At 36.2% G+C, this 15,169-nt stretch carries 16 protein-coding genes; 4 read left to right on the forward strand and 12 right to left on the reverse strand.

Features of this window, described 5'->3' with window-relative positions:
* Window positions 1-2 precede the first annotated feature (2 nt).
* The 4 genes from IPK35_00910 to rsmI form a co-directional block, all read right to left on the reverse strand.
* Window positions 3-1,379: a DUF4270 family protein gene (locus IPK35_00910; GenBank protein MBK8051856.1), complete on the reverse strand. Its 1,377-nt coding sequence runs from the start codon at window positions 1,377-1,379 to the stop codon at window positions 3-5.
* An 8-nt stretch (window positions 1,380-1,387) separates the two neighbouring features.
* Window positions 1,388-2,206 carry a glycogen/starch synthase gene (locus tag IPK35_00915; protein ID MBK8051857.1) on the reverse strand — a complete coding sequence of 273 codons (819 nt, stop codon included), beginning with the start codon at window positions 2,204-2,206 and terminating at the stop codon, window positions 1,388-1,390.
* A gap of 208 nt (window positions 2,207-2,414) precedes the next feature.
* Window positions 2,415-3,659, reverse strand: a complete 1,245-nt coding sequence (locus IPK35_00920; protein MBK8051858.1) for an insulinase family protein — start codon at window positions 3,657-3,659, stop codon at window positions 2,415-2,417.
* Window positions 3,649-4,353, reverse strand: coding sequence for a 16S rRNA (cytidine(1402)-2'-O)-methyltransferase (gene rsmI / locus IPK35_00925; protein MBK8051859.1), 705 nt, complete (start codon window positions 4,351-4,353; stop codon window positions 3,649-3,651). Before rsmI ends, IPK35_00920 begins: the two co-directional genes overlap by 11 nt.
* 210 nt (window positions 4,354-4,563) lie before the next feature.
* Here rsmI and IPK35_00930 point away from each other — a divergent pair, with 210 nt between their 5' ends.
* From IPK35_00930 to IPK35_00945, 4 genes are all read left to right on the forward strand, one after another.
* Complete coding sequence (locus tag IPK35_00930) at window positions 4,564-6,717, forward strand: gliding motility-associated C-terminal domain-containing protein (GenBank protein MBK8051860.1); 2,154 nt, start codon at window positions 4,564-4,566, stop codon at window positions 6,715-6,717.
* Window positions 6,717-7,112, forward strand: coding sequence for a hypothetical protein (locus tag IPK35_00935; GenBank protein ID MBK8051861.1), 396 nt, complete (start codon window positions 6,717-6,719; stop codon window positions 7,110-7,112). The genes IPK35_00930 and IPK35_00935 overlap by 1 nt, the downstream gene beginning before the upstream one ends.
* Window positions 7,094-7,294 (forward strand): LPS export ABC transporter periplasmic protein LptC, encoded by a 201-nt coding sequence (lptC, locus tag IPK35_00940; GenBank protein ID MBK8051862.1) that lies wholly within the window; start codon window positions 7,094-7,096, stop codon window positions 7,292-7,294. The genes IPK35_00935 and lptC overlap by 19 nt, the downstream gene beginning before the upstream one ends.
* Window positions 7,295-7,366: 72 nt before the next feature.
* Window positions 7,367-8,641, forward strand: coding sequence for an HlyC/CorC family transporter (locus IPK35_00945; GenBank protein MBK8051863.1), 1,275 nt, complete (start codon window positions 7,367-7,369; stop codon window positions 8,639-8,641).
* 38 nt (window positions 8,642-8,679) lie between these two features.
* Here the strand turns inward: IPK35_00945 and IPK35_00950 are convergent, their stop codons facing one another.
* The 8 genes from IPK35_00950 to mce form a co-directional block, all read right to left on the reverse strand.
* Window positions 8,680-9,009: a tRNA-binding protein gene (locus IPK35_00950; GenBank protein MBK8051864.1), complete on the reverse strand. Its 330-nt coding sequence runs from the start codon at window positions 9,007-9,009 to the stop codon at window positions 8,680-8,682.
* 90 nt (window positions 9,010-9,099) lie between these two features.
* Window positions 9,100-10,209, reverse strand: a complete 1,110-nt coding sequence (locus IPK35_00955; GenBank protein ID MBK8051865.1) for a hypothetical protein — start codon at window positions 10,207-10,209, stop codon at window positions 9,100-9,102.
* A 3-nt stretch (window positions 10,210-10,212) separates the two neighbouring features.
* Window positions 10,213-10,764 (reverse strand): hypothetical protein, encoded by a 552-nt coding sequence (locus IPK35_00960; GenBank protein MBK8051866.1) that lies wholly within the window; start codon window positions 10,762-10,764, stop codon window positions 10,213-10,215.
* A 3-nt stretch (window positions 10,765-10,767) separates the two neighbouring features.
* A complete protein-coding gene (locus IPK35_00965) occupies window positions 10,768-11,424 on the reverse strand; it encodes a hypothetical protein (GenBank protein ID MBK8051867.1) in 657 nt (218 codons plus the stop codon).
* A gap of 180 nt (window positions 11,425-11,604) precedes the next feature.
* Window positions 11,605-12,426 (reverse strand): sterol desaturase family protein, encoded by an 822-nt coding sequence (locus IPK35_00970; GenBank protein ID MBK8051868.1) that lies wholly within the window; start codon window positions 12,424-12,426, stop codon window positions 11,605-11,607.
* A gap of 27 nt (window positions 12,427-12,453) precedes the next feature.
* Window positions 12,454-13,656 (reverse strand): serine hydrolase, encoded by a 1,203-nt coding sequence (locus IPK35_00975; protein MBK8051869.1) that lies wholly within the window; start codon window positions 13,654-13,656, stop codon window positions 12,454-12,456.
* 65 nt (window positions 13,657-13,721) lie between these two features.
* Entirely contained in the window at window positions 13,722-14,456 is a 735-nt protein-coding gene (locus IPK35_00980) for a sulfite exporter TauE/SafE family protein (protein ID MBK8051870.1), read from the reverse strand.
* Window positions 14,457-14,504: 48 nt separating this feature from the next.
* The gene (gene mce, locus IPK35_00985) at window positions 14,505-14,909 is read right to left on the reverse strand and encodes a methylmalonyl-CoA epimerase (protein ID MBK8051871.1); all 405 of its coding nucleotides are present in this window, start codon (window positions 14,907-14,909) and stop codon (window positions 14,505-14,507) included.
* Between the last annotated feature and the right edge of the window lie 260 nt (window positions 14,910-15,169).

The following is a 15,169-nucleotide window of genomic DNA, read 5'->3' on the forward strand; positions in this document are numbered from 1 at the left end:
CTTTAGTTTTTTGTATGGGTCACACTGAGTTTTATAGGATACAACCCATGTTTTCCACCATAGAGGATTGCTCTCTGAGCAACTTCTGATTCTGTCAATATACCCAGATAAAGATCAGGACTGTGATTCTTATCTTTCAATACACTTTTTACATGATTGGTGATATTCATTGTATATTTATGAACTGTAGTACGATTATCCAGGCTTCCGCCAAATACCGGTTCAAAATTAGTATTGGAGTTGACCAATTGAGCTATGTCAGGAACTAAAGCCAATCTTCCATCACTAAGTTTGTATGCTGCAGTTATCTGAGCAGGCGGACGGTTATATACTTCTTTGCCTGTTGGTTCTGCGATGTAAACGGTGAGTTCCGCTTTGTTGATCTGTTTATCAGAAAGTTTGTTTAAGTCTTTTATCCTGACCACTGTTTTGGCTCCAGCCATCGGTTGCAGATAAGTAAGTCCATTGGCCAATGATGTATCTCTCAAAACATTGGCAAGCTGACTTCCCGATGTGTTATGGACAAACTTGTTGATTGTGGCAAAATTGATAAAATATTCGTATGTCTTTCTTAAAGTGGTGTCTCCGGAAGCGACACTATAGTACATTGTGAGTTTATTCAGGGAACCCTGGGCATTCAACCCATTATTAGAAAGATTAAAACCATACAAAAGGGAGTTATTATCAGTAGTAGTTGAAGTTATTTTGAAACCTTTCATAAAATTAACAAAGGCTGTATCGTTTTTTCCCGCTTCTTCATTAGTTATAAGTCCCATTCCGAATCCATCATTGAGTCTGATCCTGAGATGCGGAGCTTGTTTTATGGGATTCTTGGTAATATGGTCCGTGATAGACACAGAGTCCTTTATATTGATACCCTTGGATTGCGAGGCTATGGATCGGGAAGAAGCTGTGAAGTTTACATCAGAATAAAAAGTATCTCTTTCAGAATAACTATTTTCTAATTGAAAAACTTCTATTTGCTGATTGCCTGTCGTATTGCCATAAATAGCCGTAGAGTCATATTGTAATGTAAGTACCAGAGAGTCAAATTTCAGCCTGCTTTCGGTATGATAATTTGGCTTTACAGCCCCCATCTGAAATTTCAAAAAAAGCTCAGCACTCGTTTTTCCAAACAGTGGATCATTCATTTGCCCCAGATAATACAGACGGGAATCTACATTGGGTCTGTGAGTCACTACTCTTTCCCCTGGTATGGTAGTAGTGGTGATGTCAAATGAATCTATGACTCCAATATTGATTTTTTGATCATCCAGTAAGTCATTTCCAACAGTAAGAGGATCCTGACATCCCGAATGTAAAATAAACAATACAGCTATCAATATCCAAATCTGCTGAAAATAAAATTTTTGAAGCATGCTCCCGACTATTTTTCTTGGTCTTCCAAAAGTGTGTTATAAAAATTTACTGACAACTGCGCTGTTTCGTCAATTTCCGAAGAACTGGTCTGAAAAGGCAGATCGTTTTCCTGTCCATATTGTATAACGAGGTCATTGGCTGATTCGCTTCCTGCGATGATGGCATCTGCATTTTTTATTGCACCAAGATTTAAATTTATCATATCTCCTTCTCTGAAATCGATAAGATCTTCTGTTTCAAGATCATTGATTGCGGCCAAATTCAGAAATTTAAGATCAAAGCTGGGACTTAAATCTTGGTCATACATGGTATATATAACTTTCGCATTGCTAAAGACAGGGTCATTGCGATATGCTTTTTTCATGTAAAGAGGTATAAGGCTTGTTATCTGACCATGCAAATGTACAATATCAGGTGACCATCCGAATTTTTTAACAGTTTCCATTACACCTTTGCAAAAAAATACAAATCTCTCCTGATTATCTGTATACGTTGCCTTATCGTCATCTTCAAATACTGACTTTCTTTTAAAAAACTCTTCATTGTCCAAAAAATATACCTGAAGTCTGGCACCTGGTAGAGAAGCTACTTTGATGATCAGCGGGTAATCTTCGTCATCTACGATGATGTTCATCCCTGACAATCTAACCACTTCGTGCAATCTGTGCCTTCTTTCGTTGATGATTCCAAATTTTGGCATCAATATCCTGAATTCATAATCATTGGCTGCATAATGAGGAATTCTCCTCGCTATATCAGAAATAATCGAAATTTCAGTGTAAGGGTTGAGTTCCTGAGTTACGAACAATACCTTTTTCCTGCTCATAAGGAAGTTTGTTGTCTAAAGAAGTTTTATAAAAAGTGTGCAAAGATAATACAAATTTTAGGATAAATTCACTAAAATGAAGTTAAAAAATTAAAATATACTGAAAATCAACAAAATACAGCGGCCGAAGTTGGTTAAAAACGCTTAGAATTACGATTTATCAATGAAATTTTGTGTGTTTCTAAAACACATAAGTCAAATTTGATGCCTAAATTCCGACTTTTTTATAGTAAATCAACTCATTACAGTTTTCCACTCTGAATATCTTTTTTGCGGTATTTCGGATATCGCCAGCTGTAATTTTTTGATATCTTTCAGCTTCTTCATTGATAAAACCGGCATCTCCCAAAGTCTCAAAATATGCAAGACTTATCGCTTTGTTGAGCACACTGATCTCAGAGAAAATAAGGCTGCTTTCAAGGCTGTTTTTGAGTTTAGTGAGTTCTCTTTCTGTTAGATTTTCTTCCATGAGCAATCCCAGTTCTCTATCTATGGCTTCAGAAGCTTGTTCTATACTCACACCAGGCATTGTTTTTCCTTCTATAATGAACAACCCCGGATCAGATGAACCTGATATAAATGCATCGATGGTGCTGAAAAGTTGCTGCTCTTTGTATAGTTTTTGATAAAATCTGGATGAGCGACCATTGGCCAATACATCAGATATAAGGTCACAGATAAAATATTCATCTGTAAGCCTGCCATCCATGTGATAGGCTCTGTAAATAGCGTCATGAGGTATCGTATCCTGATGGATGATTTTTTTCCTTGATGATATTTGTTCGGGTTCTTGTGGAAGTAGTTTTTTTTGATTTTTACCAGGAGGGATGCTTCCAAACCATTTGTGTGCCAGAAAAAACCCTTCCGCTGATGTAATATTTCCGGCTATCACTAAGACAGCATTATCAGGTCTGTAAAAGTGGTAAAAAAAGGATTTGACATCTTCGATGGTTGCATTGGCTATATGATTCATTCCTTTACCTATAGTGGGCCATTGATATGGGTGCTTGGTATACGACAACGCACTCAGATGGTGCCACATATCTCCATATGGTTCGTTCAGACAAGTTTCTTTAAATTCCTCAATAACCACTTTTTTCTGAGTATTCAGCGATTTTTTACTGAAACGGAGTTGGAGCATCCGGTCCGATTCAAGCCAAAGTGCGGTTTCAATATTTTGAGCAGGAACCAATTCATAAAAATTGGTGATATCACTATTGGTAAAAGCATTATTCTCCCCTCCTGCTTCCTGTATGGGTGTATCAAAATCAGGAATATTGGTGGACCCTCCAAACATTAGGTGCTCGAACAAATGTGCAAATCCTGTTTTTTCAACGTCTTCATCCTTTGATCCTACATTGTAGGCTACATTTACAGCTACCATAGGTGTAGATGGGTCTTCGTGAATGATCACTTTCAAACCATTTTCCAATACCCTTTTTTCATACCCGATCATCTTCCTGCTTTTTATTTGCTTTTGTATTTTTTTGTCCTTCTACTACTATCACGATTTCACCTTTTGGCGGGTGATTTTTATAATACAAGATGGAATTTACGACGGTCAAGGTATTAAATTCTTCAAATTTTTTGCTAATCTCTCGTGCTACACATACCATTCTGTCTTCCCCAAGATATTCCCTGATTTCTTCAAGACACTTCATCAGCCGATGCGGAGACTCGTAGAGAATGATAGTGACATCAAGGGTTGCTAAGTATTTCAGTCTGGTCTGTCTTCCTTTTTTATGGGGCAAAAATCCTTCAAAATAAAACTTATCAGTCGTCATTCCTGAGGAAACCAATGCAGGCACAAATGCTGTGGCACCCGGCAGACAACTTACTTTTATTCCCTCAATGACACATGCGCGCACCAGCAGAAATCCCGGGTCCGATATACCTGGCGTTCCTGCATCGGAAATGAGGGCAATATTTTTCCCTTGCCGGAGATGATCTATGATATTGGTCAGAGCACGATGCTCATTGAATGCATGAAAGGCCCAAAGTGGTCTGTCTATCATAAAATGTTTGAGCAGGACTCCACTGGTTCTGGTGTCTTCCGATAGTATCACATCACAGCTTTTCAGGACGGTGATGGCCCTGAAAGTCATATCCTCAAGATTGCCCACAGGGGTAGGTACTATATACAGCATGTCATTAAGTAAGAACTTTTACAATCTATCATCTCCATTTTGGGGGTTTATCGATGCACAAAAGTAATGATTACCTTTTTAGTAAGGATAAAAACATTAAAATTCCGTTAAAATCATACTTTTGTTGTCAAAATGATATCTGATTGCGGTCTTATAAACAACTGTTATAAGTTTTTGATCGTTATTATGATGTTTAGAAGGGTAATCCAAATGGAGCAATATATACCAAAGCTGAATGCTTACCGAATATTATTAACTACTATCACACTGATATGTGGATTTACTATCTATGGTCAGGTACTGAATGACAATTGTCAATTTGCTACACCGATACCTTCTACTGACAATTATTGCTCTGCAGATGGTCAGTTTAGTAATGTAGGAGCCAAAACAGATCCGGTTTTTCCAAATACATGTGTACAGCTTTTATGGCAAAATGGAGTATGGTTTAGTTTTGTTCCAAAAAAACCTGCGGCCTTAATAAGAGTTTTTGGATTGGGTCAGGGAGGTACTATCAGAAACCCAAAAATCGTAGTGTTTCAAAGATGCGGGGTATATCTGCAATGTTCTCCGGGTAAAACAATAGGCAATGATGAATTACTCATCGATAATCTCAATATCGGACAGACATATTATTTTATGATCGAATCACCCGTTGGTGGTGAAGGTACATTTAAGTTGTGTATAAATGATTTCACTCCTGTACCATCACCAGAAGCGGATTGTAGTCAAGCAGTAGTACTTTGTGACAAATCTTCATTTTCAGTGCAAAGTCTTACAGGAATTGGAAATGACAGAAATGAAATTGAAGCCGGCAACTGTATGGAAGCTGAATTTCAATCGGCCTGGTACAAGTGGACTTGTGATGTAGCCGGTCCCCTGACTTTTACACTTACTCCAAACAATCATCGGGATAGAAACACGATTTCTGATGATCTTGACTTTGCTTTGTATGAATTGCCCAATGGCATCAATGATTGCAGAACAAAACGATTGGTAAGATGTATGGCATCCGGAGCTAATGGTACCGGAGGTGCGACAGATCCCTTATCAACATGGATCAACTGCAATGGCCCAACTGGCCTTATGATTGGTGATAATGATATTTCAGAAGCTCCCGGTTGCCAACCAGGAAACAATAACTTTGTGTCTGCACTGAATATGGAAGTGGGTAAGTCTTATGTATTGGTAATAAACAATTACAGCAGATCAGGCTTAGGTTTCGGCATCCAATTTGGAGGAACAGGAACATTTCTCGGCCCTAAGCCGGATTTTGACATCAATGCCAATCTTGCATTTGAATGTGACAAATCTATCGTATTTACTGATAAGTCGACCTCATCTACAGATCCTATAACCACATACACATGGAATATGGGTGACAGAGCCGTACCTGACAGACAATCAGGTAAAGGCCCTCATAACACCACTTACCAATCTTTTGGAGATAAGATAGCAGCTTTGACAGTTGAAACATCGCGAGGTTGTGTAGTCACCAAAATTAAAGAATTTTTTGTTCAGCCGTGCTGTAGAGATACAAGTACCTTGAGTCTCAATGCTACAAAAGTGGATTTAAAGTGCTATGATATTCCCGAGGGTTCGATATTGGCTCAGCCCACAGGAGGTGCACCTGATTACAGATTCAGACTCAACAATGGCGCATTTACCATCAACCCTATGTTTTCAAGGTTAGATACTGGTATATATAGTTTGATAGTCCAGGACTCCAAAGGCTGTGCTGACACATTAATACGATCGATTACAGAGCCACCTGAGATATTTATTGATGCAGGTGATGACCAGGCTATTGAATTTGGAGATTCTACCAGACTCAATGGATCATATGTATCTTTCAATGGCGTGGACACACTTTTATGGACACCTGCAGCTGATTTTTGGATCAATGGCATTACTAATCCTGAAGTATTTCCTAAGGATGACACCCCATATCTTTTTACACTAACGGACAAAAACGGATGTAAAAAACAAGATACTGTTCTCATTCGTGTCAATAAAAGTTATATGATTCATGCTCCCAATATCTTTTCACCCAATGGATCGGGAACTAATGAGTTTTTCAATATATGGACAACTCGTGCTGTGAAGTATGTTGAACTGCTGGAAGTATATGATCGATGGGGCAATCTGGTCTTTCAGGGGAAAGATATCAAGGCACCAATCCCGGGTATGCTGATAACAAATGACACTAAAAGCGGTTGGGATGGTACTGTAATGCGTAGAGATAGTAACGAGACTAATCCTGGCCAGGATGCTGTGACAGGAGTATATGCCTGGAGAGCGCGTGTAAGGTTTATAGATGACGAAGTGAAAAATTTTGCTGGTGACTTAACTCTAGTCAGATAATGAAGTATGTTGTAAAAACTGCCTTTTTACTTAGTTTGACCATGCTTTCATTGTATTCCTGTAGCAACAAGCCCGAAGAAATTGACGAACTCCTTGCCGCAGATATTCGTTCCGGAATCGAAAGAGGTAAAAATATTCGAATCATATACAGTGACTCTGCCGTGGTCAAAGCCATCATCCATGCCCCTGTGATGGAAAGATACAACGAGCCCGGCAACTCTAAAGATGTATTTCCTAAAGGTATTTTACTTGAGTTTCTTGAAAAAAATAAGGTGGTCAAGAGCTGGATAAAAGCAGAATCAGCTGTGAGAGATGATAAAATCAAAAAAATCATAGCCAAAGGTAATGTCACATGTTATGACAATGAAAATAAAAAATTGAAACATCAGAATTAATATTTGATGAGATAGAACGCATAGTATACACAGAAAAACTAGTACGTATCACCAATCCAATAAAGGGAGATACTACCTATGGCTTTGGGTTTAAAGCAAATCAGGATTTCACGCGTTTTGAAATCAAGAAAAAAGTGCAGGGAAAAATTAATGTCTCAGAAATAGTTCCCGTACTGGACTGACGATAAAAAATAAACGGCAATTTCTCCATAATAAACCCCAACATAACTAACTTTGCAGCGAAATAAACAGTTATGTTCATTACTATTGTTCTTGTTTTGATCACCATTATTCTGTCTGCTTTCTTTTCAGGATCAGAGATCGCCTACCTGTCTGCTAATAAACTCGGGATAGAAGTACTAAAAAACAAAGGGTCAAAACGTGGTCAGATGCTGACCAATCTATACAAAGATCCCAAATCATTTTTAAGCACTATGCTGGTCGGAAACAATATAGTCTTAGTGCTATATACGATGCTGCTCAGTTCTATTATTTCTCCTTTGATTGCGATGATCATACCGGGTAGTGTATTTGCAGTTACATTTGTCACTACGATCATTCTCACTATCATCATATTGATATTAGGTGAGTTTATTCCTAAAACTATATTCAGACTGTATGCCAATGAACTGATTTACAGACTTGCGCCTCTGCTGAAATTTTTCAGTTGGATCTTATTGATACCCAGTTGGATACTTACTAAAATATCCAATCTGATCATACGGATCGTTTTTGGTAAAGTTCAGACTGACGATGATAATAATATCACCAAGCTGGATCTGGAACACTATATCAATACCAATGTAAATGAAGAAAAAGAAATTGATAAAGAGATATTGACCAATGCACTTAACCTGAATCAACTCAAGGTCAGAGACTGTATGGTACCTCGAAATGAAATTGTCTATGTAGATAAAAATGACGACCTCAATACGGTTAAGGAAGTCTTTATCAGCTCAAAACACTCGCGTCTTATTGTAGCTGACGGAGATGTCGAAAATATCATTGGGTATTTCCATCATCAGCAACTCTTTAAAAATATCTCATCACTCAAAAGAAATATCATGGACTTAGACTTTGTCCCTGATGTGATGAATGTGCAGGACCTGATGTATAAATTTATTAAAGATGGTTCAAACGTTGCCTGTGTTGTCGACGAATTTGGGGGCACTGCCGGTATCATCACCCTGGAAGACATCCTTGAAGAAATCTTTGGAGAAATAGCCGACGAGCACGATGAGGAAGATTTTACGGAAAAAATGATATCCGAAAATGAGTATATATTTTCAGGTCGTCTTGAGTTATCTTATCTCAACAGTAAATATGAAAATCTTGACTTTCCTGAAGAAGAGTATGTAACACTATCAGGATACATCGTTATGACACATGGAAGTATTCCTGAAGTGGGTGAAAGTATAGAGCTGGAAAATTTCTGCTTTGAGATCATCTCCCGTACAGAAACCAAAATTGATGAAGTGAGAGTAGTCAAAACCGGTACAAAACATGAAATCAATGCATCCAATGGATAGTACATTGAAATAGTGACGGTCGAGACCATCCGAAAAAGCTATCCAATTCTCAATCCATTTTCCACAACTTTGTCTGCACTCAACAGTGTCACTTCCTTGTCAGGCCCTACAGCGCCAAGCACCAGACATTCTGACATAAAATCGGCAATCTGTTTGGGTGGGAAATTGGTAACAGCGATGATCTGTTTGCCAGGCAACTCTTCTTTGCGGTACAGTTTTGTGATTTGTGCCGAACTTTTTTTAATACCCAGTGGTCCAAAATCTATAGTGAGTTTATATGCCGGACTTTTAGCTTTAGGAAAATCTTCCGCAGTCAGGATAGTACCGACATGCATTTCTACTTTTTCAAATTCTGACCAGGTAAGCATATGGTATATTTTATTGTGGGTTTTTGCCCCTAAAGCGAAAAGATAATAAGGTAACCCCAAAACCTTCTTCTTTTCTTCTGAATTAATCGGCTATTCATGAACTAAATCAGCAAGTTTAGAAGCTTCTCCATATAATACAACTTCAAATTTTACTCCAACATCAGCATCAATATCTCTTCTTAATTGAATTTGACCAAAATCAAATTTTTTTTCAAAAATATTATAATTAAATTCTTTTATAATTCTATTAACAGTTGTATCTTTTTTCTTAGACTTTTTTAAAGTTAAATCTGTAGATGTTATGTAACTTTCATTAGAACGTTCCAATAATCTAGCCTTATCATCTGCAGATGGCAATTTCTTTTTACCAAATCCGTAAGGAGTTAAAATAGCAACGTGATCATCGCAAATTATAGTCTCCCAAACATTATCATGATGGCCGTTTACAGAACCATGATGTGGGATTTTAAAGATTTCAACGCTTTTGTCTTTTGGTGATAAAATCGAATTACAAACTTGATGCCATCCTGTCTTAAAATCTGATGTTACTTCAAGGTCACCACCAAGTAAAATTTTTGTGGTACCAACTTCAACTAAAATCACTATAGAAGAATGATTTTGATTATTTTTCTTAAAAGTTAAGTTTAAATTATAGGCTTCATTTATTATTCCTGTCATTTCTTGTTGAAACAACTCAATTGCTCTATCTGATGGAGATAAAGCCGTTACTTTTATTGTAGTATTATTAACAACAGAACTGTATAAAACTCTATCTTGTACAGCCTTTTTTAGAGTATTTTTACGAGAATAAGATGTTGAAATTATTTTACCAAATTCCTTTAAACCTGAATTTTGTGATTGTTTATACTCATCTAAAGTGATCAATTTTGCCAAATAAGGTTTAGAAAGTGCTTCTGATATTACAAAATCTGAACCTGATTTAGTATAAATATCATGTATACCTTTTATATGGTCATCATGCCAATGTGTTGCGATTATAAGCTTAATATTACTGGGATTTTCTCCAATACTTTCAAAATACTCCAATACAACTGGAATATTTGAATATGGGTTTAATATTGAGTCAACAACAATCCAAGTATTGAATCCTAAATGAATTAAAACTGTTTCTCCATATGCATTTCCACCACCAAAAAGATTAATCTCAATTTGATTTGGTAACGGGGCATTATAATTCATAATTTATTCAAATAAAATCATATTCTCTATTTCTTTAGCTCTATCATGGATAGCATCAAATTCAGATGAGTTGATGTTTGCTAATCGTTTAAATTTAATTAATGATGATTTTCTAACTTGTTTGTCCAGGTAAGTTTCATAGCCCAAACTCCAGTAAAACATAGCTCCAGGTTTAACCAAAGGTAAATCGTCTTGACTAATATCATTAAAATCTAGACAGGCTTCTTCGTCAAGCCCTTTATGTGAAAGATCTTTTAATGAAACATGAATAGTTTCTCCATCAATTTCTTCAACAGTTCCTTCCCATTTTTGCAAAACTTGAAACTTTTGTCTAGAGCTTTGATGTCTAAGTTTATAACCCATACTATGATGCAGTAATTGATTATTTTCGATGAAGTCGTTATACACACTTAATTGATTATTTTCCATGTAAGCGATACGCCCACTTATTGTAGAGTCATTTATATTGTTTTGATAATCAGGTTCGTTTTTTATAACTACATCTAATAAAACAAAATCACTGTTTTCGCTGATTTTTGAATATTTAGTATTCATAGATTATTTATTTTCAATAATTGACTTTAAAACGAACTCACTAGCACCCACAGCATTCCTTGCTTCTTTTCCAAAAATCTTAATAAATTCTGCGCCATCTGAATTTAAGTCCAATTCAAAATGTTGATTGATATTTATAAGATAACTATTCAAGATCTGTTGTTTGCTAAATTCTATTTGACAACTTTTACCTATTTTTATATTGCCATTATTTAACGCAGATTTAGTGTTAAAAGTTGTCACATTAGCATCTAACTTTGACAACGCATTGGTTGGGAAATAATCTTTTTCGAATTTTTCTGAATCTTCAGTGTGGTCAAATTTTTGTATTATAGTAAGATTTATACCAAATTGACTTACTGGAGTATGACTTAAAACTGTAAAAGTAGCAAATAGTAAATCTATAATTGCTTCAAAGTAAGCTTCTTGGGTACAACTGATGTGCATTCTAGTTTCAGTTATTTCTAATCGAAACCAACTTGACTTGAATTGAGTAATTTGTTTGTGAATTAAAACATTATCATTTTCTATAATATAATTATGATCGGATGCAGAAATAATGTTGTGATTTGAAAACCATTGCGGCTGAAATATCCTTGGATTGAAATTTCCAATCAAAACAATATCTAGATGTTTTTCTTCTGGATTGTACTTCGGCATGATTATTTGATGATTTTTTGAAAATAAGCTCCAAAATTGACGCAAATGTCGCTTTTTCTATCATATTTTCAAAATTTGATTGATCTTAATTACTTCACTAAAAAATCTTCCGCAGTCAGGATAGTACCGACATGCATTTCTACTTTTTCAAATTCTGACCAGGTAAGTTTATACTGCATTTTAATAATCAGTTTTGATACTTTTGTCAAATGGAACCTTCAACTGATAGGTGAGATTCTGCGACTTACTTCCGTCAGTGACATCAAGGCCATAAATGATTTTTCTTGGATCATCATACACCAAAGTACCAAAAATGCGATCCCAAAACGAAAAGATATTTCCATAATTGGTATCTGTCCATGGCCGCTCAAAGTGATGATGAAATTTGTGCATATGGGGCGAGATGAAAACCAAACTGATCACCTTGTCAACGCTTACGGGTATGTTGATATTAGCATGAGTCAAATAAGTAAAAAACACCGTTGATATCCTGTAAATCAGATAAAATGCTACCGGCATACCCACGATGAGAATAGTAACCAATGAAAACAACTCTCTGATCACGTAATCACCAGGATGATGACGTGTGCCGGTGGTCACATCCACAGCGGTATCGCTATGATGTACCATATGAAATCTCCACATAAAGCTTACCTTATGCAATAGAAAATGAGCCAGATATTGGGCGATGAGGTCCAGGGCCATCACCGCAATCAGCAACTCCAACCATAGTGGCCAGTCAACGAGGTATAATACCCCAAATTGTGTTTCTTTTGTCCATTCAAAAATACCGGTTGTAGCTATCCCAAATAATAAATTTATAATAATGGTGGTCACTAAGAGTATGAGATTCACTCTACTGTGTTTCCATTTGTCATATTTGAACTGAACGAGCGGATAAATACCTTCCAAAATCCAAAAAAGGGACAAACATCCGACTATCCACAGAAATTTATGTAAAGACGATAGGTTTTCAAAAAAGTCAATGACAGAAGATAACATATGACGATGATTGTTTTATGAGTTAAATCATTTTTTATTTTTTAATTCATATTCATATACAGCCTGCCCCAATTTCGCTAAAAATGGCAATCCTATCTCATTGTACTCATACTTTCCGTCATTGTAGATTTTGTTTTTATTTACATGGATCACAGCCGTAAGGAAAAAGCCTATATCTTTTGATGTATCTTCGATGTATGCACAATCAATCAGGTATCCGTATGCATTGCCCACTTTGTTGTAAATTTTGATGTTTTCAGGCATGGGAGCCTTACTATCACCAAACATTAAAAACTTCACATAACTGTCATAATAAGTGGTATCGTTTTGATAAAACTTATAGGTTTTAGGTAAGTCAGACATACTTTTTTTCAAAAATGCATAGTCGTCAGCAGTAATGTCAAATCTTTGATTTGCAGGGAAAAAATCCGGAAAGATGATACGTTGCAACGTGCCTTCCATGTCTTTCAGATTGTAAAAATTTTTCATAGTAAAGTCAAATGGTTGGCTGACCAAACTATCTTTTGCATCGAGATATCCTACTCCTTTTACAGCATTTTGCGCAGCATGCTTCCATACTATCTCTGTTGAAGTTCCTTTATTATCATATAGCATACTATTATTTCTGAAAAAACGTATATCATTGGTATGCCTGTTATCTTCAGGAGTAAGATTTGGAATGCTTAGCCTGTGATTGATAACAGAACTGGTAAATGCGCCTTTTGATCTGAGTGTTTGATTGATATAATCCTGACCCAAAAACTCATATAGTCGATTGTAAGCATTGTTATCACTGACGGCAAATAACTTTTGGATATACCTCTCAATATTTGGCTGCTTACTTTCTGTGGTCTCATCAACGAATGATGGCGTCTGATTGGGCCTGAAAGCACCGGTCAGCATATTGTCTTTCCTGTTGATGTCAATTCCGGTACCTTTTATTTCGTTGATTTTTTGCAATGCAAGTATAGCTATGGGCATTTTTACAGTACTTGCCGGATAGAAGTATTTTGAAGGGTCAACATTGTAGGTATATGATGTAAATATTTTATTCTTTTTGTTGACACTTGTATATATGATTTGTACTTCATGGTCCGGATTTGAAGCGATACTTTTCAGGTATTCATCTTTCAAAAATTGTTTATTTATAAGATTTTTACCACCGGCACATGATGAAAGTACCAGAACGGCTAATATTCCGAATTTAAAGACTAAATTTTTGTATGTCATTATTTCTGTTTGATTTATTTAATTGATTAAAAGCTAATATGGTTTTATTTATACTACATGTAAGTTTAAAGTTTTATAATTTTAAATTGCATCAGAATGGCAAAGATAATAATAATAATAAGCAACCTGTATGCCCAAATATTGATATCTTTCCATTTAGATGCATATGCTGCTGTGAGATATCCTCCTAATGTCTGGCCTATTGCCATAATTAGCCCTGTTTCCCAATTGACCATGCCTTTAAAGTGAAAAATGGCCAGCACAATTGAAGTATATATCGCAGTTACTAATGTTTTTATTGCGTTGGCTTCCATAATACTATACCCTGAAATCAAAACCGTCACTGCAAGAAAAAATATACCCATACCCATCTGAATGAATCCCCCATAAAAACCCAAAAGTAAAAATGCAGGAATAGAAATCCACTTTGAAACATGCTTCAGGTGAGTAGGCTTGAGCCACCTTTCAGGCTTCACAAGGATAACCAGCAACATCACCAACATCAGGTACTTAAAAAAAAATAAAAATTGTTCATTGGATACCATGATAGCAGCTACCACACCGCCTATAGCGCCAACAATGGTAATAATAATGATTGTCTTTGATTTAGAATAGTCTATTAATTGATTTTTTGCAAATCCGGAACTACTTCCTATGGTCTGAAGTAAAACACCTACTCTGTTAGTTCCATTTGCCATATTTGCGGGCAAACCTATAAGGTCAGTCAGCAAGCTAAGCGTAATTACAGAACCATTTCCGGCAAGTGTATTAATAACTCCTGCCAGAAAGCTACCAGCCATAGCAAGACCATATTCAAAGAATGTTAATTGCACCTAATGATATAATTTCTAGGGCTTTATATCCTGACACAATTCCAGTAATACACCGTTGGTACCTTTGGGGTGCACGAAACAGACCAGCTTATTGTCAGCGCCTTTTTTTGGTTGTTCATTTAGCAGGACGAACCCCTCTGACCGCAGTCTTTCCATTTCTGCATATATATCCTCTACTGCAAATGCAACGTGATGGATCCCTTCGCCTTTCTTTTCGATGTACTTATGAATGGCGCTTTGCTCATCAGTGGCAACCAGCAATTCCACTTTATTTGGTCCGTTTTGGAAAAAAGATGTGATCACATGTTCTGACGCCACTTCTTCTCTTTTGTAAGATTTGGTGTTAAGCAGTTTTTCATAAATGATTTCAGCTGCTTCAAGGTCTCTGACTGCAATGCCTAAATGTTCTATTTTCAGCATAATAATTGATTTTTTGTAACTTGACGTCAAAGGTAAATATTTCCTGCCTATTTCATACCAAAATTTAGTATCCTTATCGTATCATTAAATACATACCCTTTGGCTACTGGTGGCATATTATATAATATTTCGGGTTGTTTTGTCTTTCACTCAAACACGAAAACATATTGTTATTAACAACGTGTTATCATTTTTAGATTTTTTATATTTCATATTGCTTTGTAAATTTGCAATTGCAAAAAGTTGTGAAAAATAAGGTT

Source organism: Saprospiraceae bacterium (genome assembly GCA_016713025.1).
Lineage (GTDB): Bacteria > Bacteroidota > Bacteroidia > Chitinophagales > Saprospiraceae > OLB9.

Excerpts from the sequence above, each read along its gene's own strand:
- IPK35_00945 (MBK8051863.1), top strand. The coding sequence starts at position 7,367 with ATGTTCATTACTATTGTTCTTGTTTTGATCACCATTATTCTGTCTGCT.
- IPK35_00965 (MBK8051867.1), bottom strand. The coding sequence starts at position 11,424 with ATGCCGAAGTACAATCCAGAAGAAAAACATCTAGATATTGTTTTGATT.
- IPK35_00930 (MBK8051860.1), top strand. The coding sequence starts at position 4,564 with ATGGAGCAATATATACCAAAGCTGAATGCTTACCGAATATTATTAACT.
- IPK35_00970 (MBK8051868.1), bottom strand. The coding sequence starts at position 12,426 with ATGTTATCTTCTGTCATTGACTTTTTTGAAAACCTATCGTCTTTACAT.
- mce (MBK8051871.1), bottom strand. The coding sequence starts at position 14,909 with ATGCTGAAAATAGAACATTTAGGCATTGCAGTCAGAGACCTTGAAGCA.
- IPK35_00975 (MBK8051869.1), bottom strand. The coding sequence starts at position 13,656 with ATGACATACAAAAATTTAGTCTTTAAATTCGGAATATTAGCCGTTCTG.
- IPK35_00910 (MBK8051856.1), bottom strand. The coding sequence starts at position 1,379 with ATGCTTCAAAAATTTTATTTTCAGCAGATTTGGATATTGATAGCTGTA.
- rsmI (MBK8051859.1), bottom strand. The coding sequence starts at position 4,353 with ATGCTGTATATAGTACCTACCCCTGTGGGCAATCTTGAGGATATGACT.
- IPK35_00950 (MBK8051864.1), bottom strand. The coding sequence starts at position 9,009 with ATGCTTACCTGGTCAGAATTTGAAAAAGTAGAAATGCATGTCGGTACT.
- IPK35_00955 (MBK8051865.1), bottom strand. The coding sequence starts at position 10,209 with ATGAATTATAATGCCCCGTTACCAAATCAAATTGAGATTAATCTTTTT.
- IPK35_00980 (MBK8051870.1), bottom strand. The coding sequence starts at position 14,456 with ATGGCTGGTAGCTTTCTGGCAGGAGTTATTAATACACTTGCCGGAAAT.
- IPK35_00960 (MBK8051866.1), bottom strand. The coding sequence starts at position 10,764 with ATGAATACTAAATATTCAAAAATCAGCGAAAACAGTGATTTTGTTTTA.
- IPK35_00935 (MBK8051861.1), top strand. The coding sequence starts at position 6,717 with ATGAAGTATGTTGTAAAAACTGCCTTTTTACTTAGTTTGACCATGCTT.
- IPK35_00915 (MBK8051857.1), bottom strand. The coding sequence starts at position 2,206 with ATGAGCAGGAAAAAGGTATTGTTCGTAACTCAGGAACTCAACCCTTAC.